We start from the raw sequence: 23,582 nt of genomic DNA on the forward strand, positions 1-23,582 counted from the left end.
GCGCTCGTCGGCGACGTGCGCCCGATCCGCCGGGTGGCGGGCGGCGCGCGTTGCGTGACGGAATCATGACCAGCGTCGTGAACCCCAGTGACGGGCGTGCTCGATGCTCCATGGACCTTGGAAACCATGACGCAAGCCCCTGCCTCGAGCCCCACACGAGTCGTCGTACCGAAGCCTGGCCCGGGCCTCGGTCAGGTCTTCAACGTGCTGGGGATCGTTGCGATCCACGCGGGCACCGTGGTCGCCATCGTCCGAGGCGCCACGTGGAAGCTCGCGGCGCTCGCCGCGGCGACGTACTTCGTCCGGATGTTCGCGATCACGGCGGTCTACCACCGATACTTCTCGCACCGGAGCTACAAGACGAGCCGTGGCCTCCAGTTCCTGCTCGCGCTGCTCGGGACCACGGCGACGCAGAAGGGCCCGCTGTGGTGGGGGGGCACGCACCGCGTCCATCACAAGTACTCGGACACGGAGCGCGACGTGCACAGCCCGCTCCGTCGGGGGTTCTGGTACGCGCACATCGGCTGGTGGCTCGGCCGCGAGCACGAGGAGCTCGACCTGAAGCGGATCCCTGACTTCGCGGGCTTCCCTGAGCTCCGCTGGCTGGATCGCTACCACGTGGTCGGGCCGCTCGGCATGATCGCGCTGCTCTTCGCGCTGGGCGGTTACGACGCTTTCCTGTGGGGCTACGTCGTGTCGACGTGCGCCCTCATGCACGGCACGTTCACGATCAACTCGCTCGCGCACGTGTTCGGCTCGCGGCGCTACGCGACGACCGACACGAGCCGCAACAACTTCTGGCTCGCGCTGATCACGCTCGGCGAGGGCTGGCACAACAACCACCACCACTACATGAGCAGCGCGAACCAGGGCTTCTTCTGGTGGGAGGTCGACGTCAGCTTCTACATCCTGCGCGGCATGGAGAAGCTCGGCTTGATCTGGGACCTCAGGACGGCGCCGGCGCACGTGCTGCAGCGGAACCTGATCAAGGAGGTCGGCGAGCGCTCGCCGCTCCTCGCCCCTCAGGCCGCGCCGGTCGAGCCGCTCGACGCCCCGCCGCTGGGCCAGCCGAGCCTCGGCGACGTCTGACCGCACGCGTCGCTCGGCATCGAACCTCTCCCGGTCGGAGGCTTTGGTCAGCCTTCGCCGGGAGCGCTCGCGACAGCCCGCTCGATGACCAGCGCCATCCCCGCGCATCCGCGGAGGCGCGGCGGCCGGAGATCCATCGCGGCTCTCCGGCGTGGGACGCGAACTAATTCACCGACGAGGCAGCCTGCTGGCTGTGAGCGGTGGCGGCGTCACCAGGCTTCGGCTTCTCGGCCTTGCTGCGCTCGCGCTGGCGCTCCAGACCGGCGCGGACGAACCGAGCGAAGAGCGGGTGCGCGCTGTGGGGGCGGCTCTTGAACTCGGGGTGGAACTGACAGCCCACGAAGTACGGGTGCTCGCGCAGCTCGATCATCTCGACGAGCCGCTGATCGGGCGACGTTCCGGAGAGCACGAGCCCCTTCTGCGCCATCGCCTCGCGGTACTTGTTGGCCACCTCGTACCGGTGCCTGTGCCGCTCGCTGATGTTCGTCTGCCCGTACGCCTCCGCGGCGACCGAGTTCTTGTCCAGCACGCACGGATACGCGCCGAGGCGCATCGTCCCGCCCTTCTCGACGACCCCCTTCTGGTCGGGCATCAGATCGATCACCGGGTAGGGGGCGTTCCGATCGAACTCCACGGAGTTCGCTCCCGCCATGCCGCAGACGTGTCGCGCGAACTCGACGACCGCGAGCTGCATGCCGAGGCAGATCCCGAAGAACGGGATCTTCTCCTCGCGCGCGAACCGGATGGCCTCGATCTTCCCCTCGGTCCCGCGATCTCCGAAGCCGCCGGGCACGAGGATCGCGTCGAGGTTCGACAGCAGCTCGGGCGCGCCGCGCGCCTCGATCTGCTCGGAGTCGATGTACTCGAGCTCGACCCGCACGTCGTTGTGGAGCCCGCCGTGGACGAGCGCCTCGTGGAGCGACTTGTAGGAGTCGCGCAGGTGCACGTACTTACCGACGACGCCGATCTTCACGATGCCGCGCGACGGCTTCTTGAACCGCTCGACGATGCGTTGCCAGGACGACAGGTCCGGCTGCCTCGCCCAGATGTTGAGCAGCTCCGTGATCTTCTCGTCGATCCCCTCGGCGTGGAGGACCAGCGGGAGCTCGTAGATGCAGTCGACATCGACGGCGGCGATCACGCAATCGACGGCGACGTTCGAGAAGAGGGAGATCTTCTCCTTCATGCTGCGCGGGAGCGGCCGGTCGCAGCGGCAGAGCAGGATGTCCGGCTGGATGCCGATCTCGCGCATCTCCTTGACCGAGTGCTGGGTGGGCTTCGTCTTCAGCTCGCCCGCCGTCGCGATGAACGGCACGAGCGTGACGTGCACCGAGATGGCGTTCTGCGCGCCCGACTCCACCTTGAGCTGGCGGATCGCCTCGATGAACGGGAGCGACTCGATGTCGCCCACGGTGCCGCCGACCTCCACGATCGCCACGTCGGCCCCATCCGCCGCGGAGCGGATGCGGAGCTTGATCTCGTCCGTGACGTGCGGGATCACCTGCACCGTCGCCCCGAGGTACTCGCCGCGGCGCTCCTTCGAGATGACCGCCTCGTAGACGCGCCCCGTGGTGAAGTTGTTCTGCCTCGTCATCCGGGCGAGCGTGAAGCGCTCGTAGTGGCCCAGATCCAGGTCGGTCTCGGCGCCGTCGTCCGTGACGAAGACCTCGCCGTGCTGGTACGGCGACATCGTGCCGGGATCGACATTGATGTACGGGTCCAGCTTGAGGTGGGTGACCTTCAACCCACGGGACTCCATCAGCGCCCCGATCGAGGCCGCGGCCAGTCCCTTGCCGATCGACGATACGACTCCGCCTGTGACGAAGACGAACTTGGTCCGCTTGCTCATGACCATCGCTCCGCTGCGCCGTGTGCGCGCCTGTAACCAGTTCCTCGGCGGCGCTCAAAGGTGAGCGCCGCGAGGTTCGGCTGTCCACGGCAAATACCTTGCCCGGCTTACAAGCCGCACGGCCCCGTCAGCAGGACCGAAGCCGGAGGAACCCCCGCGAGGGGATCCCGCGCCGGCAACAGAACCTGACCTGCCGTGCGAGCCCGTCTGCAACCGGATGGGCTCGAGGCAAGCCTGCGCGACGTGATGCCGCTCTGAATCCGCCGGCATTCTAGGCCGCTCTCTCAGCTCGTCAATGCAAAGGGCAATCCGATCTCCCAAGAAGGGCCGGGCCCCCTCCGGATCGGGCCCGACCGCGGCCGCGGGCGCGGGGGCTCCGTCGGCCCGGGGCTTCGGCGGACCGGGATGGTACGCTCCGCCGGCGCTCCGCGGCCTGGCCACGCCATGAGAATCGCCCACGTGCTCCAGCTCGCGACGTCCACCCCGATCGTCGCGCTGGAACGGGACGGCGCGCTCTACGACGTCGCGGAGCTCGAGCGTCACTTCGGGACGAAGCTCGCCGACATCCGCGGCGTGTCCGACTTTCACACGCGCGTGGTGGCGCTCCGCTGTGCCGGTCTCCACGCGCTGGACGATCGGCTCCTCAGCGGAGATCGCCCCTCGTCGACGGAGCTGCACCCGTCCACCGTCCTCTGGCTGCCGCCCTGCGCCACGGATCGCGCGGCGTACATCCAGCTCGGCCCCTATGCGCACGGCGCGGAGCGCCCCTGGTATCGGTTCGGCAACAGCCGCGCGCTGGTCGGGCACGATGCAGCGATCCCCTTCCCCGCGCTCGAGAACGAGCCCGACTACGAGCTGAACCTGGCGGCGCTCCTCGGCGAGGATCTGCGGCGCGCCTCGCCGGACGATGTGGAGCGCGCGATCGCGGGGTACACCGTGCTGAGCGACTGGACCGCGCGCGGCCTGGAGGCGCGCTCGCTGGCGTGCGGGCTTCCGCCGTCGGAAGCGAGGGACTTCGCGACGCAGCTCGGGCCGGTTCTGGTCACGCCCGACGAGCTCGGCCCCGTCGAGGTGCTGCGGACCCAGGCCCGCGTCGGCACGGCGTCGCGCCCCTGCTCTCGCATCGGCGAGTGGGCCTTCTCGCTGGCCGAATCCGTCGCGTATATCAGCAACCACATCGAGCTGCGCGCAGGCGACGTGGTCGGAGCAGGCCGGGTCTTCGGCGGGAGCGCCGGCCAGCCCGTCCCGTACGGAGCCACCGTGGAGCTGATGATCGAGCGCATCGGACGGCTGAGCGGGAAACCGGTCCGCGGCCCTGCCCCGTCGCCGTGGCGCCGCGGGTGAGCGCGCCGACGCATCGCCGAGGCGTGGTCCTCGGTGGATCAGAACGTGCCGACGACGCCGGCTCCCATGCCGGTCGCGGTGATCACCGGAGCCGGCCGCACCGTGATCGCCGCGGGCTGCACAGCGCGCGCCTCCGTGGTCATGAAGATGCCCTCGGCGACGAGGCCGAGGCCAGCGAGCTGCGCGAGCCCGCCGACGATGGTGAGCGCCCCGCGCAGATACAGCTTCGCTCCGCAGTCCGGATCATCCGGGGCGCAGCCGTTCTTGGCGAGCGCCATCCAGGGGCCCGCGATCGGGATCTTCAGCTCGCTCGACCCGGGTACCTCGGGCCACGAGGTCGCGGCCAGGAACGCCGCACCGTACGAGAGCGCCGTCACGGCCACCCCGCCGACGATGACCTTCGCGCGCGCCGATGACGGCGGGTACCGCGGAGGCGCCGCTGGCTCCTCCGCGTCGGCGGAAGCCGCGGAGAGCGCGAGCGCAGCGGCGACGGCGAGGGCGACGCTCTTCATGGGGCCTTCGTGCTGGAGGAGGCGGAGCCGGACTTCTTCGACGGCAGCTTCACCGTGTAGGGGACCTCGAGCGGCTCGCCTTCGAACGGCAGCACGATCTCTCCGACGAAGGCGCGCTTGACGCATGCTTCGGCGGGCGTCCCTGCGAACGGCGGTCCGACCAGCACATCGGTCACGCGCCCCTTCTGGCCGTCGAACACGACCTTGACCTCGCCCTCGCCGGTCGGCGCGTTGGGCACGACCTCGGCGCAGTTCGCTGCCTTGTCTCCGCCGCGCCGCAGCGCGATCTCCATCTGCTTCTTCTGGTCGGCGTTGAGCCCGCCGCCGCTGTCCGATGGCGCGCTCGCCTCGGCGGCGTCGGAGCTGCCCGTCTCGGCCGGTGCGGCCTCGCCGGTATATGCCTGGTCGAAGTTGTAGTCTTCCCCTGCCTGCTTGGGCTTGGCGCCGGAGCATGCCGCCGCCGCGAAGATGATGAGCGGCAAGAGGGCGCGGGTCGAATGCTGCTGGGACACGGTGTCCTCCCTTCGAACAGAGCGTGAAGGAGTGCCTGCGCGCACCCTAGCAAGCTCTCCTTTGCGAGGACAACTCCGAGAAGCATCGCCAGCCCGCGCCGAGCGGTCGACCGGAGGAGGCGCCCGCGGCGGAGACATTGTAGAGCCGGAGAGCCGTCATGCCTCGACATCCCCGCCGCGCCCTCTCCGTGGTCGCGCTCGTGCTCTCGTCGATCCTCGCCCGCCCCGGCGGCTCGCAGCCGCTCGACGGCGGCGCAGCCCCCGCGGAGCGCTCGACCCGCACCGCGAAGCCCACACTCGACGTCCCCGGGGACCCGAGCGCCCCCCGCTCGCCCGTCGGTGCGCTCGGTCCCCGAAAATTCGACCCTGGGCGTGCTCGAGAGCAGGTCGAGAAGCTCGCCGCCGAAGTGCGGCGCGCGGGGGGGCGGGTCGGCGTGCTCGCGCTCGACATCGCGAGCGGAGCGACCCTCGCCGCCTTCGACGAGCGCGGCCTGTACAACCCTGCGTCCAACGCGAAGCTCTTCACCGCCGCCGCTGCGCTGCGCCTGCTCGGCCCGGGCTACCGCTACCTGACCGGCCTTTACGGGGACGCGTCGAACGGAAGCGTCGCCGAGCTCGTGCTCCGAGGTTCGGGAGATCCGTCGCTCAGGACCCGCGATCTCTGGGAGATGGCGCGCGATCTGCGCGCGGCCGGCGTCCGCAAGGTCGCGGCGATCTCGATCGATCAGGGCTACTTCGACGCGCGCTTCGTGCCTCCAGCCTTCGAGCAGCAGCCGGACGAGTGGGCGGCTTTCCGCGCCCCCGTCGCGGCGGCGTCGCTGAACGCGAACGCCCTGCTCTTCACGGTGCGGCCATCGAAGGCAGGCCAGCCCGCTTCCGTGGCGATCGATCCTCCGGGCTTCGTAGTGCTCCGTGGCGCCGTGACCACCGCGAAGCGCGACACGCCCGAGCGGATCGGCGTCCGGCTCGAGCCGAGCGGACAGCGCCTCGTCGCGCACCTCAGCGGGCACGTCCCGGAGGGCGGCCGCGCGGTGAGCGTGGCCAGACGCGTCGATGATCCGCGCCTCCTCGTTGCGTACACGCTCAAGGAGATGCTGCAGGAAGTGGGCGTCGAGGTCCCGGGGGAGGTGCGGCTCGGCGGCGAGCATCAGAAGCGGCTCCTCGTGGCTCACCGCTCGGCGCCTCTCGGCGAGCTCCTCGCTGCCCTCGGGAAGGACAGCGACAACTTCTACGCAGAGACGATCTTCAAGACGCTCGCCGCCGAGAAGCGCGGACGCCCCGGCACGGCCGAGGCTGCGGCGGCGCTGGTCGGCGAGACCCTCGGCGAGCTCGACGCCTTCGCAGAGGGCGTCGTCCTGCGGAACGGCTCCGGCTTGTTCGACGCGGCCCGCGCGTCGCCAGAGGCCATCGTCCGGCTGCTCCGCGCCGCTTTCCTCCATCCGGCGCTCGGCGCCGACTTCACCGCGCAGCTCGCGATCGGCGGCGTGGACGGGACCTTGCGCGGCCGCTTCCGCGGGTGGTCGAAGGAGCGCGCCATCCGGGCCAAGACGGGGACGCTCGCCTCGGTCGTGGCCCTCTCCGGCTACATCCTCCCGCCGCCCGGCCGATCCCCGATCGCCTTCGCCGTCCTGGTCGCGGAGGTCCCGGGGAAGATCGATCCGGTGCGGAGGGCCATCGACGACTTCGTCGGAGCGCTCGCCGACGAGCTCTGGCGGGGTGCACGCGCGCCGTGAGCTCGCGGCCCGCCGCTGCCGTCACGTCGCTGCCGAGGCGAGCTCCCGAGCCCCGCTCGCCTCGGCGCGCTCCGGCGCACGGTCGGGATCCGGCGGCTCGAGCAGCGCGGCCGCGCAGCATTGCGCTGCGCGGCCGCACCGTCGCACCTGCTGAGCGCGTCGCTTAGTAGTCGCGCATCTGCTTCCGGATCTTGCCGAGCGCCTGCTCCTGGAGCTGGCGGATGCGCTCGCGCGACAGGTTGTACTTGTCGCCGATCTCCTTGAGCGTGAGCTCATCCTCATCGTCGAGACCGAAGCGCCAGCGGATGATCCGCGACTCGATCGGCGTGAGGGTGGTCAGGAGCCGTCGGACCTCGTCGCTCCACTTCCTGTTCGCCAGGTGATCGAACGGCGACAGCGCGTTCTCCTCCTGGAGGAAGTCGATGAACTTCCGCCCGTCCTCGTCGCCGACCGGGCGATCGAGAGAGAACGGCGTCTCCGCGTAGAAGTCCTTCACCTTGTCGAGCTTCTCGCGCGGGACCCCTGTCTCCTTCTCGAGCTCCTCGATCGTCGGCTCATGCCCCGTGCGCGCGATGATCGCCTGCGTCGCCCGCGCCACGCGGTTGTACGTGTCGAGCATGTGGACCGGGATGCGGACCGCGCGGCCCTTGTCGGCGAGCGCGCGGCTGATCGCATGCCTGATCCACCACGACGCGTAGGTCGAGAAGCGGTAGCCGCGGCTGTGGTCGAAGCGCTCGACCGCCTTCATCAGCCCGATGTTGCCCTCCTGGATCAGGTCGATGAGCGGCAGACGCCCGCGGTTGTACCGGCGCGCGATCGACACGACGAGCCGCAGGTTGGCCTTCACGAAGCGGTTCTTCGCGTCGTGCTGCGCCTGGAAGGTCCGCTCGACCCGATCGAGGTACCGGCGGTAGGAGCTGGACATCGGGAGCCTCGGCCGCGTGGGGCGCGTCTCCTCGGGATCGCTCACGTCGTCCTCGAAGTCCGGCTCGCGCACGAGATCGCGCGCGATGGTGAAGGCCCGCGCCATCCAGAGGCGATCCGAGTCCGGCAGCCGGACGGCCGCGGCGAGCTCCTCGGAGAGCTGGGTCCACGGCTTCTCCTGCTCGGGCAGGAGCTTCCCCTTCTGCTTCTTCGCCAGGCGGACGAGCTTCTGCAGCTCCGCGATCTGCGGAGCCTTTACCTCGTCCTCGCCAGCCTTGGCGACATCCTCCTCGAGCGCGGTGAGGATGTACTCGGCCGCGGGCAGGTACGAGAGGAGGGCCACCCAGTGGTCCACCTCGGTGCGCTCGACCGCGCGCGCGGTGTCGAGCTCCTCGTCCGGCCCCATCACCGGGTGCAGCGCCATGTCGCGGAAGTAGCGGGCGAGCATCGAGTCACCCCCGCCGTCCTCGACATCCTTCAGCTCGCGATCCTGGTTCCTCGCACGCTCGGGCTGCGGCAGCCGATCGAGCGGTCCGAGGTCCAGATCCATGAAGTCAGCCGCCCGATCGTCGTCGATGATCTCCGCCGGGCGGGGTCGCACGACGGTCTCCTCCGTCTGGTCGTCTTCCAGAAGGCTGAGGGCTGCGATTTCCGGCGTGGCCGTCCCACCCTGAGCGAGCGGGTCGCCCTTCACTACAGTGGCGTTGCTCTTGGTCGACCTCATGGCGGCTCCCTCCACGGTGGTAGCTCCTTGAAAGTGCGAGCGCGGCGACTGGCTGTCCCCGAATTCTTCGACATCGGAGACTCCCGGATCGGTGGTCTGCGATGCCGCCCGCCGGGGAGCCGATGCGGTCTCGGCTCCCTGCGAGCTCTTGGATGCCGCGAGCCGCGCAGAGGTACCTACAGCAGAGGACTTGGCGTTTCTCCGCGCAGTTTCTGGACGGCGGGCGGTCGACGTGCTCATCTTGGTCTTTGTGTCGGCGTTCACTTCTAAACGGCTGACCTTGCGAGATTGAAATGCCTCGCCACCTTTCGACGGCGAGCGAGACGATTTCGTGCCAAACAGGGAGCAGGAGCTGACCGAAGGAGCCCCTGTTGAAACTGGCAACCGCTGGTGCTTTCTTTTGATTCCGGTCGAACTCTTCTCGCCTGAGGCAGACCTGCTCTTGCAGAGTGATGCTCTCGAGCCGGCTCCCGATGGCAGCCCAACTCCAGAAGCAAGAACAGTGCCTTTTTTGGCGTGCGTTCCGTGTTCTCCCGTTTGAGAGCTCGCCCTGGGTGCGGTATGTAGAGTGGAAGGTGCCGTCCGTGTCGTGTCGAGCGAAACATTTCGCTGCGACCGAGCCGAACTGCATGGCTGGGTACGCTTTCGGGGACGCAACAACATCGGCAACCTGTCTCCTTAGGGACACATCGAGCTCGCCGGCCTCCCCTCGGCTTGGCGGGGTCGACCGCGCGGCACGGGCCAGGGAATATGCTGTCCTTTCCGATCCTTAGAGGGTCGGACCCGACCGCTGAGGCCGTCCTGTCAGCGCGCTTCGATGTTTCCTGAACCTGGGCCTCCCGATGCCAATGTCGAGCCCTCACCCGACAGCCGAAGGCGGAGAAGGTTATTTTTCCCGACAGATCACCTGGAAATTTAGTATTTCCAGGCGGTGGATCAGGCGCAGCGGAATTCGCAGCCGCGGGTGACCCCGGGGAGCTGAGCCGGGAACGTCCTTAGATTCCTCCGGCCTCGAATGTGCGAAGCGTCCGTCACGAGGACGGCTTCCGGCGCTGGAGCAGTCGAAGGTCTGGGAGCTGGGTCTCGGCTCACCCTGGCAGCAGGGTCATAGGGTGCCATCAAAGATGCGTAGCCAGCGTGCAGGATGTGCACACTGAGCATCCGTTCGGTACCGATTCGCCTCACCCGACGCCAGCGCCATTCGTGCCAGGGACGGGCAGCGTCTTGCCTTCACCATGAAGACGGACCTTGGCCTCCATGCCCCACAGGGGCGGTGGCCAGAGCAGCCTGCCTCACAGACAGCTTAATGTGAACTATGTTACAATTCTAAATTTTCAGCGCCGGATGGGGCGTTCTGGCAGGCTCGACCGACTCAGGAAGGTGCGGCCGGACGCGCGTGCAGACCGCCCAGGAACGTCACCTGGCCGACGAGGGCGCGGCGAGCTTCGCTACAGCGCCGAACGACGCGGGATCGTGGATCGCGATCTCGGACAGGATCTTCCGATCGAGCGCGATGCCCGCCTTCTTGAGCCCGCTGACGAGGCGCGAGTAGGTCGTGCCATTCAGACGCGCGGCGGCGTTGATTCGAGTAATCCAGAGACGACGGAAATCCCGCTTCTTGAGCTTGCGGCTGATGTAGCCGTACTCCCAGGCGTGACGCAGGACCTCGACGGCCTGGCGGAAGCGATTCTTCCGGCCGAGGAAGTAGCCCTCGGTCTGATTGAGGACGCGGTTGCGACGGCGACGGGCCTTGAACCCTCTTTTTACACGCGGCATCGGAGCTCTACCTCACTGATCCAGGGTCAGCCGTAGGGAAGAAGCAGCTTGACGCGCTTCTCCATCGCCGAATCGACCATGTCGTTCTTGCGGAGACGACGCAGGCGCTTCTTGCTCTTCTCCTGCATGCAGTGGTTGAGACCGCTCTTGCTGCGGCGAATCCGGCCGGAGCCGGTCACCTTGAACCGCTTGGCCGCGGCGCGGTTCGTCTTCATCTTCGGCATGACGCCCTCGATCCGAGTGCCTACCGCTCCCAGCGGCCACCGCTCCGAACCACCGGAGCGGCTGTTCTGTGCCGCAGGGATGCGTAGAGGGGGCGCTTTATGGCGACCCGCCGCAAGATTGTCAAGACCAAGGCAGGGGCCGGCGCCGGTCGTCGACGAACGACCAGGGCTCGCGCGTGGTTCGGGCGGTCGCTCACTTGCCGAGCACGACCCGCTGGCCGAACGCACGGTCGGCAGTCTCGCAGAACATCCTGAAATCCATGTACTCGGACGGCTTGATCCGGGACTTGGTAAGGGAGATCTGGCTGCGAACGACGACCTTCCCCGCGGACTGCTCGACCGAGATGGAGAACTTGCCGAACGGGGTGTCCACCTCCTGGGGCAGCGGCGCCCTGGTGACGCGCCACCCCGCAGGGAGGCGGATCGACCACTCATCCCGGCGCGTGGTGAGCGCGGGGATGATCACGTCGCGGGTACGTACCGACAGGGAGGCGAACTCCGTGGCGAGGCGCTGGGCGGGGACAGCGGGGATCGACAGGCTGTCGCCCTCCAGGCGAGCGAGCGCGACAGCCTTTCCCCTCGCCCGCAGCTTCACCGGCTGCTCGATGTCCTCGAGGTCGTTCACCTCGACGCCCGCCTTGCCGGGAGCTAGCTCGACCGTCCCGAAGTCCACGGCGAGGTCCCGACCTGCGCGATCGCGGCGCGTCCCCTCGGCCATGTAGCGGGTCCGCCACTCCGGCGCGAACGCGCCGGCCACCTGGATGTCGACCCCGAGCTGGGCTGACCCGTCGGCGCCGAGCGCGATGTCGACGGTCCGCTGCACGACGGAAGCTTCCGGCGCGGGCTCCGGGAGGCGAACGAGCTTCGGCTTGCCCTCGTTGATCTGAAGCGCGATCGCGCCGCGATCCATGATCGGCAGCTCGGTCGAGCCGGAGTGCTCCGCCGTTCCGTCGAGGTAGAGGTCGAGCGAGGGCACGTACGCGATCGCGTGGTCGAACGGCGCGAGGCTCGCGGGCTCCGGCTCGATGCCGCCTCGCATGCGGGTGCGCACGAGCACGATCGTCGCCGGGATGCCGATCTCGCGGAGCATCGTCACGATCAGCGTCGCCTTGTCCTTGCAGTCACCCCAGCCGCGAGCGAGCGTCTGGGCGCACCTCCTCGGGCGGATGCCTTCGATGCCGAACTCGAGCGCCACGTAGCGCGTCTCGGTCGCGTACTTGTAGATCGCGCGGACCTTGCTCAGATCGTCGTTGAGGCCCTTCGTGATCTCGCGCACCCGCTTGCGCACCTCGTCGTCCACATCGAACTGCTCCCGCGCGAGGCCCCAGTACCAGGAGCCGACCTCGTCCCAGCTCTTGAACGTCGAGACGTGGACATGCGCGAGGATCTCGGACCACGCGGGCATCGCCGGCTCGGGGGCGATCGCCGGGACCGAGGCGGCGGAGAAGCGGAAGATGCGCCGTTCGGCGTCTTCCTTGGTCTCACGCACGAGGCCAGGCAGCGGGGACGCGAAGACGTGGAACGGCTTCGCCTTCGGCGTGATCAGCACGTACTCGCTGCTGGCGATCGGCTCGTCGCTCTGGAGGTACTCGATCTCGCCGAAGTGATCGGCGATCTCGTTGCGAGGGCTCACGTCGTCGATGCGGTAGCGCAGCTCGACGACGTCGCCGGCGTTGAGCCGCGGGAAGCTGACGTAGAACGTGCGCGCCGAGGTGTACATCGCGAGCGCCGGGTTGTTCGCGCCCGCCTCGCCGCTCTCGATCGCCCCGTCGACCTTGCCGTCGGCCCGGTAGACCTTCGCCGCCCGGAGGCTCACCGTCTGGCGATCGGCCTGGTACTCGAACGCGTACTGCCGGGCGCTCGCCGCGGCCTCGTCCGTGAGCGGCTGGAAGACCACCTGACGGAAGCGGCTGGCGAGGCCGTTCGGGAAGACGGTGGTGACCGTCAGGCTGCGGAGCGTGCGCTTGGGATACTGCCGGTCAGCGCTGCGCCGCATCGGGAGGAAGCGGTCGGGCGCCCAGGCGTAAGCCTCGTCGGCGCGCGGCTTCGGCGGCTCGATGTGCTCGATGTACTCGCGCACGTCCTTCGCCTGAGGGCTGATCGCCAGGATCTGCTGCAGCATCTCGAGCTGCGCTTCCCGGTTGCCCTCCTCGCCGTACAGATCCGAGAGCGCGCGCAGCGTGCCGATGTCCTCCGGCGCCATGGCGAGCGCGCGCTGATGCGCGGCGAGGGCGCGATCGCCCTGACCGAGCGCCCGGTACGTGCGCGCCGCGACCGAGCGGGCCCAGACCGAGTCGGGCTCGCTGCGGAGGAAGCGCTCGAGCCAGCGCTCCGCTCCGGCAGGATCGCGCCGCGCCACCGCGAGCTCGACCTGCTGGTGCAGGAAGCTCGAGTCGTCGAAGCGAAGCGCCGCGTAGCGCGCCTCCATCTCGGCGGCCTCCGTGTCGCGACCGAGGGCGCGGAGCTGCGCCGCCGACGCGCGGAGCAGCGAGACGCTGCTCGGCTGGCGCGACAGCGCTCGCTCCAGCGTGGCGAGGGCGGTGCGCTTCAGCCCCGCCTCCACATAGAGGTCGACGAGCCCGAGGACGGCGATGACGTGGTCGGGGTCTGCGGCCAGGATGCGCTCGTAGATGGGGGCCGCTTCCCGCCAGTTGGGGCTCGTCTGCGCGAGCCGCGCCTGGGCGAGCAGGACGTCGACGTCCTCGCGGCCACGGCCCACGAGCAGAGCGGCGCGCTCGATCCACGCGCGCTGCTGGTTCCTGTCCTCCGAGAGCTGGCCCGCGAGCAGGTAGCGGCGCACGCTCGGCTCGGCCTCGGCGGAGCGGCGCGCGAGATCGCGCGCCCTGTGCTCGCCCTCGGCGTCGCCGCCGGTGAGCATGAGGTAGCGCGCGAACGCCTCCAGCAGCGCAGGCGAGGGCCGGGCGGCGCCCGCGGCGCGCTCGAACGCCTGCATGGGCCCCTCGACGGCGAGCGCACGCGCGGCGAGCGTCACGCCCGAGGCCGGCGCTCCAGCCTGCGCCCGCGCGCCGCCCGGCCGCCCAGCGACGCCCGCTTGCCCCTGAGGCGCCGTCACCTGCGTCCCGATGTCGGAGGTCACCTCCAGATCGAGATCCGGAGCTCCCTTCTCGTCGCCGATGCGGAGCGCGAACTTGGGCGCGGACGCACCACCGCAGACCTTGATCGTCAGGCGGTTGTAGCCCGGCTTCAGCGACACGAGCGCGGCGAACCGATCGATGTCGAGCTCGCGGTACCCCGGATCGGCGAGGACTTTCTCGCCGTTCCAGAACAGCTTGAAGGCGCCGTCCGCGCCGACCCAGACCGAGATCGGCCGAGGCGCGCGCGTCCCTGGCTTCGCGCGCACGAACGTCGTCGCGTAGCCGCAGACGCCCTCCACCGGGCGGATGACATCGCCGAAATCGAACCACCCGTATTGCGGCGCCTCGGGCGGCACGCGCCAGCGGACCGCCCGCGCCTTGCCGTCGTACGTCCTGCCCGCCACGATCGGCTGATCGAGCTCCTCCTCGGGCCCGAACGCGCGATCGAAGCCGCCCTTGTTCTCGTTGTCGAACGGGCCGATCGTCGCCCAGCGACCGATGAACCCGAGCCGTTGGATCTTCGCGACCGCGCCGTCGAGATCGCCTCGCCGCCTGCGCGCGTACGCCGAGAGGAGCTCCGCGTAGACGCGGGCGGGCGCGCTGGCCGCGCCGCTCTCCGCGATGGACGCGATCGCCTCCTCGACCTGCGTCGGATCGGCGCGGTCCCACGTGCGCCAGAGCTCGCGCAGCGCGCCGTAGACCTCCGGACCCCTCGCGGAGCGGACAGCCGCGTGCGCGGCGAGCACCTCGGGGTGCACTGCGCCGAGCTGCGCGCGAGCATCCGAGCCGATCGACGCGGCGCACGCCAGGGCCGCCGCCCCCGCGGCGAGCGCGCAGGAGAAGCGCTTCCTCGTCGTCCCCGCGTCGAGCTCGATCCCACGGGGCTCGGTCCGGTTGAGCACGTCACGCATCCAGGGCGCTATCCCGTGGCCGAAGCCATCGGTCAAGCGCAAGCCTCGCCCGCACAGGCCACGAAGCGGCCCAGGTCAAGCGCTGACGCTCACGGCCAGCAAAGCGCGCCGGCAGGCGGTGATCCCGGGATCTCGCACGTCGAGGAGCGCTTTCATGAGCCCGCCGCGCCGCCCGCGCTGATCCCAGGAATTTTCCGGACCTTCTGCCCAGCACACAGGAGCGCCGCGCGGCGCGCCCGCGAGCAGCAGGCCCAGACCAGGGCGCAGCGGCGGTCCGGCCGTCGGCCCGCCGCGCCCCTCAGATCGCAAAAAAGTGTTTTGATTCGGATATTTGGACGAGAAGAGCGCCCGGCATGCAGCCGCGGAGCGGCGGCTGGACAGCACCGGACCCGGGGCCGACGGGGGCAGGGGTGGGAGCGAGGTCCGTCGACCTCGAGCAGCGCTCGGAGGGGCCCCGCTGAGCGATCCTCCAACTTCCAGAAAGGGCCGCCTTGCTCCGCCGCACCTGCTTCGGATAGAAACGTCCCAAGATGTACGGGCGCACGGTCGAGGAGCAGCGGCACTGCGCGCCGCGAACCGGTCATGCAAGCCCCAGGCAGCGAGCGTGGCGCCGCGAACGTGGTACCGGTGGTAAGGCAGACCCGCACAGCGGGAAGCCGGTTGGATGATGATGGTCGGGGACCGCACGTGCGGCGCCCGGTGATGACAAGGGCTACAGAGCCCGCAATGCCCAGGGCCCCATCGCGAGAGCGCTGGCGGAGGAACGATGGTCAACCCTCAGATGGTGATGTACGAGGAGGAATTCAATCAGATCCAGAGCGTGGTGGATCGCCTCGTCAAGGACGCCAATGCGAAGGTCGTCTTCATCGTTGACAAGAACGGGCAACTGATCGCCGCGAGCGGGGACGTCGACAACCTCGACACCACGTCGCTCGCCTCGCTGACGGCGGGGAACATCGCCGCCACGGGCGGGATGGCGAAGCTCCTCAAGGAGAACGAGTTCGCCACTCAGTTCCACGAGGGTGAGAAGGCGAACATCCACATCCAGCTGGTCGGGAACCGCGTCATCCTCGTGGTGATCTTCGACTCAAAGTCGAGCCTCGGGTTGGTGAGGCTCCGGGTGCGAAAGGCGAGCGAGGAGCTCAACCACATCTTCGAGGCGCTGCTCAAGAAGGTGCAGGAGCCGGGCGCCGACTCGCCGTTCGCCGAGATCACCGACGAGGACATCGACAACCTCTTCAACGACTAGGAGCGCGGTCGATGAGCTTCATCAATTACATGGCGCGCGAGATCAACTGCAAGATCGTCTATTACGGCCCGGGTCTCTGCGGCAAGACGACGAACCTGCAGTACATCTATGAGCGCACCAACCCGGACGCGAAGGGGAAGATGATCTCCCTCGCCACGGAGACCGACCGGACACTCTTCTTCGACTTCCTCCCGCTCGCGCTGGGCGAGATCCGCGGCTTCAAGACGCGGTTCCACCTGTACACGGTGCCGGGGCAGGTCTTCTACGACGCGAGCCGCAAGCTCATCCTGAAGGGCGTCGACGGCGTGGTCTTCGTCGCAGACTCGCAGCTCGGTCGCATCGAGGCGAACCAGGAGTCGGTGGAGAACCTCCGCACGAACCTGGCCGAGCAGGGCTACTCGCTCGACAAGATCCCGTACGTCATCCAGTACAACAAGCGGGACCTGCCGGAGATCGGCACCGTCGAGGAGCTCCGGGCGCTGCTCAACCCGACCAACGTCCCCGACTTCGAGGGCGTCGCGCGGACCGGCGTCGGGGTGTTCGACACGCTCAAGGCGGTCGCGAAGCTGGTGCTGACCGAGCTGAAAAAGGGCGGCCCCTAAGACAAGGGGCAGCCCCACGATCGAAGCACAGCGAGGCGAGCGAGGCGCGAAGGCCCGCTCGCGCTCGCTGCAGCCATCAGGCGCGCTGGTAGATGCGGTTCCGCCGGTTGCGGTTCTTCGCCTTCAGCTTGGACCGGTAGCGCTTCGACTTGGAGCGCGTGGTCTTCCGAGGACCTTTCGACAGCATGAGGAACATGGACAGGCTCCGTTGAGGCGCCCGGCGCGGAGGCGTCGTGCCGCCGCCGCCGGTGCGAAGGGGCGGCAAGGTACGGCATCGCAGGGCAAAGTTCAACCGGAGAGCACCTCGGCCCGTCGACCCACGAGGTCCCGGAGACGGCGAGCCAGGGGGCACACCGCGGCCGAGCTTTTCTGCTATCGGTGTTCGTAGCTCGTGCGGTTCAGGACCCTCCTCTGCCTCGCCGCCTCGGTGACCGCGTGCGGCGCGAGCATCAACGCGGTCTACGAGGGGGACGTACGCTTCGAGCACTGCATGGCGCTCGACTCGCTGGCCGACGTGAAGCCGACGCTGCGGCGCGCGTGCTGGGACGAGTGGCTCCAGTTCTACACGTTCGGGCAGACGCGCGATCGCGTCGAGTACGCCGCGCTCCGCGCGAGGCAGCTGAGCCACGCCAGCGACTTCGACGAAGGCGAGTGGAGCCCGCCCAGCAGCCGGGCTCCCGCCGTGCCGGAGCCGACGAGCGCGCTCGCCCCGCCGCCCAGGCTCCTGACCGCCGACGTGGCCGCGCCCGCGGAGGAGGCGGACGCCGGCGCCCCCGACGCAGCGCCGAGCGCCGCCGAGGACGCAGCGCCGCCGGGGGCGGAGTGCAGCGCGGCGTGCGAGGCGAGCTGGAAGGGGTGCCTGCAGGACTGCAGGTCCGCCGGCTGCGAGAAGGGGTGCTCCGGCAAGTACACGCGGTGCATGCGCGGCTGCTTCTGACCGGCGGCGCTGCGCTCTGCGAACATGCCTCACCTTGTCGCACCAAGATGGCCTGGAATCTTGACCCGCGATCGAGCGTAGGGCTATCCGCGTACACGATGTCCGCTTCGCACGCGCCCACAGAGCTCAGCAGCACGACTCCCGATCGCAACGGCACGGCGTCGCCCGTCGAAGGGCTCGGCTCGAGCGCCGGCCCCGTGCGGGTCCTGCGGCCGCGCCGGGCGGCGCCAGCGGACGCCGTGCGGCCGACCCGCGCGGAGGTGAACCTCGCCCACCTGCGGCACAACCTCCGGGTCCTAGAGCGTGCGCTGACCGGTGCGAAGCGGCCGCAGATCTGGGGCGTGCTGAAGGCCGACGCCTACGGGCACGGGGCGCCGGCCGTCGCGAGGACGCTCGAGCGCACCGGGATCCCCGGTCTGTGCGTCGCGCTCCTGGAGGAGGCCATCGAGCTGCGGGACGCCGGCATCCGGCTGCCCATCCTCGTCATGGGCGGCTACTACGGCCCCCGCCGCGAGGGGTTCGAGGAGATCATGGCGCGCGATCTCGTGCCCGTCGTCTACGACGCCGGGCAGATCGAGCGCCTCGCGAACGTGGTGCGGCTCGAGCAGCGCGGCCGCGTCGGCGTCCACCTGAAGGTGGACACCGGCATGGGTCGGCTCGGCGCCGCGAGCTCGGAGATCGAGGCGGTGTTCGCGATGCTCGCCAAGCACCCGGAGGTGAGGCTCGACGGGCTCATGACCCACCTCGCCTGCGCGGACGCCGACGATCTCGGCGTGACGATCGAGCAGATGAGGCGCTTCGAGGAGATCGAGCAGCGGGCGAAGAGCTTCGGCCTCGCGCCGCGGATCCGGCACGCGTCGAACAGCGCGGCCATGCTGCGCCTCCCCGCCGCGTGGCTCGACGTCGTTCGACCCGGGGTCGCGCTGTTCGGCATCTCGCCGTGCCCCGGGCTCGCGCCCGACCTCAAGCCGGTGATCCGGGTGCGCAGCGAGATCGTCGCGCTCCGCACGATCGCGAAGGGCGACAGGATCGGCTACGGCCACACCTGGCAGGCGTCGCGGGAGAGCGTCGTGGCGACCGTGCCGATGGGGTACGCCGACGGCCTGAGCCGCCAGCTGTCGAACCGCGGGGCGGCCCTCGTGCGCGGTCAGCGCGCGCCGATCGCAGGCGCCGTGTCGATGGATCTCACGATGCTCGACGTGACGGACGTGCCGGGAGCCCGCGTGGGAGACGAGGTGGTGTTCCTCGGGACCCAGGACGGCCCGCTCGGGCGCGCGACGATCAGCGCGGAAGAGATCGCCGGGCTCACGGGGACGATCGCGTGGGAGGTGCTGACGAGCATCTCTCGCCGCGTGCCCAGGTTCTACCGAGAGCCCTGAGCTCGCGCGGCGGCGCTCGCCGCCCGCGCCGGCGCTGCCGGTGCGAACGGGCGTGATACGCTGCTCTCCATGAAGACGGCCGTGAAGCAGCGCGCCGGCGTCTACGGCATGCTCTGCGGCCTCGCGGCCGCGTTCGCGCTCGGCGGCGCGGCGCTCTCCGCCTGCGAGGACGAAGGCCAGGAGCAGCGTCCACGCAACGGCGGAGGCCAGGGCGCGCAGGAGCCGGAGGACGAGTTCGACCCCGGCCCCGGGGGCTCGAGCGGGCCGCCGCCCGTGGACGCGGGTGGGCTCTGCGGCAATCAGATCCACGAGGTGACGATCGCCGAGGCGCCGAACCTCTACTTCGTCCTCGACGCGTCGGGCAGCATGCTCAGCCCTGCCTCGTCGCGCGCGACCCGCTACGACCGGGTGCGCGAGGCTGCGGTCGACCTCGTGCGCAACCTGGGCCCGCTGATCAACGTCGGCGCCGCCGTGTTCCCGCTCGACGCGACCTCCGATGCGCCGTGCAAGCCCGGCGGCGAGGTGTTCCCCGTCACGCCGGGAGATCCCTTCGCCGCCTCGCAGGAAGGCGCCACGACGACCTCGAGGTTCCGCTCGGCGACGCGCGTCGAACCGCTCGGCGGGACGCCTACCGCGGCGACGCTCGCGGCGCTCACGCCGAGCCTCGTGGAGCTCCCGGGCAAGACGATCGTCGTGCTCGCGACCGACGGCGGCCCGAACTGCAACAGCGCCGCGACGTGCGGCGCCGAGGAGTGCATCGCCAACATCGAGCAACAGTGCCCCCAGGAGAACTGCTGCACGCCTTCAGGGCTCTCGGGACCAGGAGGGTGCCTCGACCGCGGCGATACGGTCGCCGCGATCGAGCGGCTCGCGGCGAGCGGGATCGAGGTCTACGTCGTCGGCATCCCGGGGAGCGAGTTCTACGGCGACGTCCTCGACCAGATGGCGCTCGCCGGCGGCACGGCGCAGTTCGTGAGCCCCTTCTATTTCAAGGTGGACGACCTCGACACGCTCGGCACCGTCCTCTCGAGGATCGCCAGCATCGTCGTCTCTTGCGAGTTCGACCTCGTCGACCCGCCGCCCGACGACGGGCAGACCAACGTCTACCTGGACCAGGAGCTGGTCCCGTACGACCCGGAGGACGGCTGGCGCTGGAGCTCGCCCGCGGTCGTCGAGCTCCTCGGGGACGCGTGCCAGAAGCTCAAGAGCGGGCGGGTCGGGCAGGTGCAGATCGTCTCCGGCTGCCCCACGGAGGTGGCGAGGTGAGGCGCGACGCGGCGAAGAGCGCGCCCACGCTGATCCAGCTGACGGCCGAGTCCGCGGACGACGCCGCGCTCGACGAGATCGACGCGGTCGCGTCCGCGGCCTTCGACGTGCCGCAGTTCTCCGCGCGAGAGGAGCTGCGCCGCCCTTGGACGCGGTGCTGGGTCGCGCGCGAGGAGCGGCGCGCGCTCGCCTTCCTCATCGCGTGGCACGTGGCCGACGAGCTGCACGTGCTCAACGTCGCCACCTGCCCGACCGCGCGGCGGTGCGGGCTCGCGACGGCGCTGATGCGCCGCTCGCTCGAGTACGCGCAGGAGCAGCGCGTGCGGCTGGTCCTGCTCGAGGTGCGCCGCTCCAATCGGGCGGCGATCCGGCTCTACCGGAAGCTCGGCTTCACGGCGATGGGCGTGCGCCCCCGGTACTACAGCGACAACGGCGAGGACGCGGTCGAGATGATCCTCACGTTCGACCCCGCGACCGGCGCGGTGCAGCCAGGCCGCGACGAGATCCGCATCGAGGTCTGATCGGCGTCGCGCCGCTCAGCGCTGCGCAGGTGCCGACGCCGCGGGGAAGCGGGAGGTGGCCGAGAGCGGCGGCAGCCGCGCGGCCACCACCTGGAGCGGGGTCAGCAAGAGCGGCCGGAGCAGCGTCTTGGCCCGCTCGTCGAAGGGCTGGAGGAGCGCGTCCGCCTGCCGTATCGCCTCGACCAGCCGCTCCGCCATGAGGCGCGCGTCGACGTTGGGGTTCACGTCCTCGAGCCGCTGGATCTCGTCGCGGAGGGAGCTGAGCAGCGAGATGTACCTCGCCAGCGGCGTGTCCGTGATGGGCGCGGAGCCGCTCGGCGCAGCGGGAACGCCGAACTCGACGGTCCGCTTGAACTCGTCCGGGACCGGGCTCGGGCGGTTCCGGATGAGCTTTACGTCGATGGGGACCTTGAGCCTCGTCTTCTGCTCGATCTTCCGCTCGACGCGCTGCTTGCCGAGCTTGAGCAAGCCCGAGTCCTCGATCGCGCTGCGATCCCGCTTCCATTGCGTGTTGTCCTCGAGCGCGCGGAGGATGCGGAGGTACGGGTAGTCCGGCTTGGCGAGCTCCATGTAGAGCTCCTTCGCCTCCTTGAGGTTGGCCGGCATCCGCACGGTCAGGTCCGCCATCCAGTCGGTCCACTGCGCGATGTAGCGGGCGTCGTAGTCGGCCGCGAGGCCGTCCAGGTCCTTGTCGATCGCGGCGCTCTCTCCGGGCGAGAGCGGCACGACCCACTCTTCTGCCCTCAAGAGATCGGCGCCTTGGCTGATCTTGTCGAGCACCTCGAAGTGCCCCCTCTCGGTGTACGGACCGTCGACCTCTTTCCAGCGCTTCTCCTTCGCGAATTGCTTGCTGCTGATGACCTTCAGCACGTCGGGGCGATCGGCGAACATGTCGGCCAGCGTGAGCGGCGGGTACTTGCGGTTCGCGCGGCTGTTGTCGCCCGTCTCGTCGTACTTCTCCTCGATGATCGAGTTGACGAAGAAGTCGTAGTAGCGCTTCCGCACCGGCACGGCCTGCAGCGTCGCGCGCACGCTCGCGACCAGCTCCGCCTTGGGCGCGACGGGCGTGACCCTCTTCTGCTTGATGAGCGACAGGTAGTACCTGACGTGCGGCTCGAGCTGCTTCTTCAGGTCGCTCTCGTTGAGGTTCGACGTCGGCCGGAGCACCTCGGCCCAGAGCGAGGTGAACCTGTCCTTGGCCCAGTTGATGTCGAGGTGCTCGACGTCGCTCAGCATCAGGTACAGCTTGAGGTCGTTCCGCTCGCGCAGGTAATGCTCTCCCTTCGCGAGCTTGAGGCGGTCCTCGAGCCGCTGCTTGCACGGGATCACGAAGCCGTTCTGGAGGCTCGCGACGTAGACGTGCAAGAGCGGGGGGTAGACCGTCTCGCCCTGGAACATCGTCCAGCCCATCCCGTCCGGCGGCCCCTCCTCGCGCGCCCTGTCGATCTCTTGCAGCCGATCCAGCGCGGGCCTGAGCGCGGCGAGCTTGTCCGAGAGCGGCCGCGTGTCCTCCCACCGGAGCGCGCTGACGGCGCGCGCGTCGGCCTCGACCCCGCGCAGGAACTCGCGGTTGTTGCCGAACGACACCACGCTCGGGATCGCGAGGATGACCCCGAGGGCCGCGGCCGCCGCGCTGATCGCGCCGCGCACGATGCGCTGGCGCCGGATCTCGCTCGCGCTCCTCGCGGCGATGTCCCCGTCCGGGAAGACGACGTTCATGAACACGTCGTGGAGGAAGTAGCTCTTCGACTCCACGTTCTGCTGAGCCGCCGCCTCGTGCGTGCGGATCCCCATCGCCTGGCCCATGCGCTGGAGCACCCGGTCGAGCGGCCTGCCCTCTTGCGTGCCGCTCGTGAAGTAGAAGCCGCGGAAGATGGGCGTGCCCTGGAAGGCGTTGACCATGAAGACGGTCGAGACCAGATCGGAGAGGTTCCGGCGGATGCCCGAGAACTCGAGCGGGAACTGGTAGACGCGCTCGCGCACCTCCCGGCTGCGCTCCATGACGAGCCGCTTCAGCGCGCGGCCGTGGATCTGCTTCGCGAGGGCGTCGAACTCGGCGTCGAAGAGCCTCCCCGGGTCGGCCTTGTCCGCGCTCAGCTTGAGCGTCGCCCCCCACGCCTGGGCGCGGTCGCTCTTGCGCATGTCGCCGAAGAACTCCGAGAAGCCCGCGATGAGATCGCACTTGGTGAACAGGAGGTAGACGGGCAGCACCATGTGGAGCTGCGTCATGACCTCATCGATGCGCGCCCGGAGCTTCTTCCCCATCTGCTCGATGTGCTGCTCGCTCGCGTCGATGAGGTCCGTCACGCTGACGGCGACGAGGATGCCGTTGAGCGGGCGGCGGGCGCGGTGCTTGAGGAGCATCTGCAGGAACGCGATCCACTCCTCGTGGTCGTCCTGCTCGGTCGTGTAGCGCCCCGCGGTGTCGAGGAGGATCGCCTCGTTGGTGAACCACCAGTCGCAGTTTCGCGTCCCGCCGACGCCGCGTACGCCGCCGCCGTTGCTCGGGTGCGCGTAGGGGAAGACCAGGCCGGAGTGCTTCAGCGCCGTCGTCTTCCCCGCCCCCGGCGGGCCGATGATGACGTACCAGGGCAGCGAGTAGAGCGCGGCGCTGCCGTGCTTCTTGCCCTTGCCGAGCTTCGAGCTCTTCAGCGCGCTGATGCCGCCCTGGACCTGCCGCTGGAGCTCCTGGATCTCGGCGCGCCGCTCGGGCCGCGCGTTGAGCGCCTGCTGCGCCCCCTGCTGGACGATCGCCCGCTCCAGGGCAGACGCGGCGCGGCCCGCCTTGACGCGGCGGTACACGAAGAGCGCGACCGCGGAGAGCGCGACGACGACGCTCGCCGCGATCGGGACCGCGGTGGACAGCCCGAACGTGAAGTACGCCGCCCACGAGATGAGGAGCAACAGCCCGAAGAGGACCCACAACACGATGGCG

At 69.6% G+C, this 23,582-nt stretch carries 17 protein-coding genes; 9 read left to right on the forward strand and 8 right to left on the reverse strand.

Annotation, left to right across the window (positions count from 1 at the left end):
* Positions 1–126 precede the first annotated feature (126 nt).
* Positions 127–1,089, forward strand: a complete 963-nt coding sequence (locus WME83_RS42050; RefSeq protein ID WP_437315337.1) for an acyl-CoA desaturase — start codon at positions 127–129, stop codon at positions 1,087–1,089.
* A 163-nt stretch (positions 1,090–1,252) separates the two neighbouring features.
* Here the strand turns inward: WME83_RS42050 and WME83_RS42055 are convergent, their stop codons facing one another.
* The gene (locus WME83_RS42055; RefSeq protein ID WP_437315338.1) at positions 1,253–2,938 is read right to left on the reverse strand and encodes a CTP synthase; all 1,686 of its coding nucleotides are present in this window, start codon (positions 2,936–2,938) and stop codon (positions 1,253–1,255) included.
* Between the two features lie 444 nt (positions 2,939–3,382).
* Here WME83_RS42055 and WME83_RS42060 point away from each other — a divergent pair, with 444 nt between their 5' ends.
* Complete coding sequence (locus tag WME83_RS42060; protein WP_437315339.1) at positions 3,383–4,282, forward strand: fumarylacetoacetate hydrolase family protein; 900 nt, start codon at positions 3,383–3,385, stop codon at positions 4,280–4,282.
* 38 nt (positions 4,283–4,320) lie between these two features.
* On the opposite strand, the gene WME83_RS42065 is transcribed toward WME83_RS42060, so the two are convergent.
* Entirely contained in the window at positions 4,321–4,794 is a 474-nt protein-coding gene (locus WME83_RS42065) for a hypothetical protein (RefSeq protein ID WP_437315340.1), read from the reverse strand.
* Complete coding sequence (locus tag WME83_RS42070) at positions 4,791–5,306, reverse strand: hypothetical protein (protein WP_437315341.1); 516 nt, start codon at positions 5,304–5,306, stop codon at positions 4,791–4,793. Before WME83_RS42070 ends, WME83_RS42065 begins: the two co-directional genes overlap by 4 nt.
* Before the next feature lie 158 nt (positions 5,307–5,464).
* Between WME83_RS42070 and dacB the strand changes: the two genes are divergently transcribed.
* The gene (gene dacB / locus WME83_RS42075; RefSeq protein WP_437315342.1) at positions 5,465–7,039 is read left to right on the forward strand and encodes a D-alanyl-D-alanine carboxypeptidase/D-alanyl-D-alanine endopeptidase; all 1,575 of its coding nucleotides are present in this window, start codon (positions 5,465–5,467) and stop codon (positions 7,037–7,039) included.
* Between the two features lie 163 nt (positions 7,040–7,202).
* On the opposite strand, the gene WME83_RS42080 is transcribed toward dacB, so the two are convergent.
* The 4 genes from WME83_RS42080 to WME83_RS42095 form a co-directional block, all read right to left on the reverse strand.
* Positions 7,203–8,687: a sigma-70 family RNA polymerase sigma factor gene (locus WME83_RS42080; RefSeq protein ID WP_437315343.1), complete on the reverse strand. Its 1,485-nt coding sequence runs from the start codon at positions 8,685–8,687 to the stop codon at positions 7,203–7,205.
* A 1,416-nt stretch (positions 8,688–10,103) separates the two neighbouring features.
* Entirely contained in the window at positions 10,104–10,463 is a 360-nt protein-coding gene (rplT, locus tag WME83_RS42085) for a 50S ribosomal protein L20 (RefSeq protein ID WP_020740308.1), read from the reverse strand.
* 26 nt (positions 10,464–10,489) lie between these two features.
* Positions 10,490–10,687 (reverse strand): 50S ribosomal protein L35, encoded by a 198-nt coding sequence (gene rpmI, locus WME83_RS42090; protein ID WP_020740309.1) that lies wholly within the window; start codon positions 10,685–10,687, stop codon positions 10,490–10,492.
* 193 nt (positions 10,688–10,880) lie between these two features.
* Positions 10,881–14,729, reverse strand: a complete 3,849-nt coding sequence (locus tag WME83_RS42095; RefSeq protein WP_437315344.1) for a DUF3857 domain-containing protein — start codon at positions 14,727–14,729, stop codon at positions 10,881–10,883.
* A gap of 730 nt (positions 14,730–15,459) precedes the next feature.
* Here WME83_RS42095 and WME83_RS42100 point away from each other — a divergent pair.
* From WME83_RS42100 to rimI, 6 genes are all read left to right on the forward strand, one after another.
* Entirely contained in the window at positions 15,460–15,942 is a 483-nt protein-coding gene (locus WME83_RS42100; protein ID WP_012239856.1) for a roadblock/LC7 domain-containing protein, read from the forward strand.
* A gap of 11 nt (positions 15,943–15,953) precedes the next feature.
* Positions 15,954–16,544: a GTP-binding protein gene (locus WME83_RS42105; protein WP_020740311.1), complete on the forward strand. Its 591-nt coding sequence runs from the start codon at positions 15,954–15,956 to the stop codon at positions 16,542–16,544.
* Positions 16,545–16,935: 391 nt separating this feature from the next.
* A complete protein-coding gene (locus tag WME83_RS42110) occupies positions 16,936–17,481 on the forward strand; it encodes a hypothetical protein (protein ID WP_437315345.1) in 546 nt (181 codons plus the stop codon).
* Between the two features lie 98 nt (positions 17,482–17,579).
* Complete coding sequence (gene alr / locus WME83_RS42115) at positions 17,580–18,860, forward strand: alanine racemase (protein ID WP_437315346.1); 1,281 nt, start codon at positions 17,580–17,582, stop codon at positions 18,858–18,860.
* Positions 18,861–18,929: 69 nt separating this feature from the next.
* Positions 18,930–20,126: a vWA domain-containing protein gene (locus WME83_RS42120; protein WP_437315347.1), complete on the forward strand. Its 1,197-nt coding sequence runs from the start codon at positions 18,930–18,932 to the stop codon at positions 20,124–20,126.
* Complete coding sequence (gene rimI / locus WME83_RS42125; protein ID WP_437315348.1) at positions 20,123–20,647, forward strand: ribosomal protein S18-alanine N-acetyltransferase; 525 nt, start codon at positions 20,123–20,125, stop codon at positions 20,645–20,647. Before WME83_RS42120 ends, rimI begins: the two co-directional genes overlap by 4 nt.
* A 15-nt stretch (positions 20,648–20,662) precedes the next feature.
* Here rimI and tssM read toward each other — a convergent pair whose 3' ends face one another.
* A complete protein-coding gene (tssM, locus tag WME83_RS42130) occupies positions 20,663–23,575 on the reverse strand; it encodes a type VI secretion system membrane subunit TssM (protein ID WP_437315349.1) in 2,913 nt (970 codons plus the stop codon).
* Positions 23,576–23,582: the final 7 nt, after the last annotated feature.

The organism is Sorangium sp. So ce385 (assembly GCF_051474135.1).
Classification (GTDB): domain Bacteria; phylum Myxococcota_A; class Polyangia; order Polyangiales; family Polyangiaceae; genus Sorangium; species Sorangium cellulosum_D.

What these genes read in the sequence shown, in the direction of transcription:
- WME83_RS42050 (WP_437315337.1), top strand. Translation starts at nt 127, where the DNA reads ATGACGCAAGCCCCTGCCTCGAGCCCCACACGAGTCGTCGTACCGAAG.
- WME83_RS42055 (WP_437315338.1), bottom strand. Translation starts at nt 2,938, where the DNA reads ATGAGCAAGCGGACCAAGTTCGTCTTCGTCACAGGCGGAGTCGTATCG.
- WME83_RS42060 (WP_437315339.1), top strand. Translation starts at nt 3,383, where the DNA reads ATGAGAATCGCCCACGTGCTCCAGCTCGCGACGTCCACCCCGATCGTC.
- WME83_RS42065 (WP_437315340.1), bottom strand. Translation starts at nt 4,794, where the DNA reads ATGAAGAGCGTCGCCCTCGCCGTCGCCGCTGCGCTCGCGCTCTCCGCG.
- dacB (WP_437315342.1), top strand. Translation starts at nt 5,465, where the DNA reads ATGCCTCGACATCCCCGCCGCGCCCTCTCCGTGGTCGCGCTCGTGCTC.
- WME83_RS42080 (WP_437315343.1), bottom strand. Translation starts at nt 8,687, where the DNA reads ATGAGGTCGACCAAGAGCAACGCCACTGTAGTGAAGGGCGACCCGCTC.
- rplT (WP_020740308.1), bottom strand. Translation starts at nt 10,463, where the DNA reads ATGCCGCGTGTAAAAAGAGGGTTCAAGGCCCGTCGCCGTCGCAACCGC.
- rpmI (WP_020740309.1), bottom strand. Translation starts at nt 10,687, where the DNA reads ATGCCGAAGATGAAGACGAACCGCGCCGCGGCCAAGCGGTTCAAGGTG.
- WME83_RS42100 (WP_012239856.1), top strand. Translation starts at nt 15,460, where the DNA reads ATGGTCAACCCTCAGATGGTGATGTACGAGGAGGAATTCAATCAGATC.
- WME83_RS42105 (WP_020740311.1), top strand. Translation starts at nt 15,954, where the DNA reads ATGAGCTTCATCAATTACATGGCGCGCGAGATCAACTGCAAGATCGTC.
- alr (WP_437315346.1), top strand. Translation starts at nt 17,580, where the DNA reads ATGTCCGCTTCGCACGCGCCCACAGAGCTCAGCAGCACGACTCCCGAT.
- WME83_RS42120 (WP_437315347.1), top strand. Translation starts at nt 18,930, where the DNA reads ATGAAGACGGCCGTGAAGCAGCGCGCCGGCGTCTACGGCATGCTCTGC.